Origin of the sequence: Paenarthrobacter sp. YAF11_1 (assembly GCF_052113445.1) — a bacterium.
GTDB lineage: Bacteria > Actinomycetota > Actinomycetes > Actinomycetales > Micrococcaceae > Arthrobacter.
The window spans coordinates 1-387 of the sequence record NZ_JBFRDF010000046.1; the positions used below are offsets into that span (position 1 = coordinate 1).

General features: G+C 65.4%; 1 pseudogene. It reads left to right on the forward strand.

Going from position 1 to position 387, the window contains the following annotated elements:
- Positions 1 to 387: pseudogene (locus AB4Y77_RS23010) on the forward strand (TasA family protein); the annotation flags it as partial.

Genomic DNA, 387 nt, shown 5'->3' on the forward strand with positions numbered 1-387 from the left:
CGTCCCGATCGCGGGACTGCTGCCCGGAGACAAGCCCGGAGACAAGGTCGAAAAGCTCGTCACCCTGGCCAACAGCGGCAACTCGGACCTGAACAACGTCACCCTCACCACCTCCGCCGGAGCCACCGGATCCCTGCTCACCACGGACGTGACCAACGGCCTGCAACTGACCATCGAAAACTGCTCCGTGGCCTGGACCGGCGCCACCGCCCCCTACAACTGCACCGGCACCAAGACCACCGTCCTGGCCTCCGCCCCGGTCATCACCGCCAACAAGGTCCTCACCAACCTCACCTCCGTGACCTCGGCCAAGACCGACAACCTCAAGGTCACCACCGCGTTCCCCACCACCGCCAACAACGACTTCCAAGGCGCGACGTCCACCAT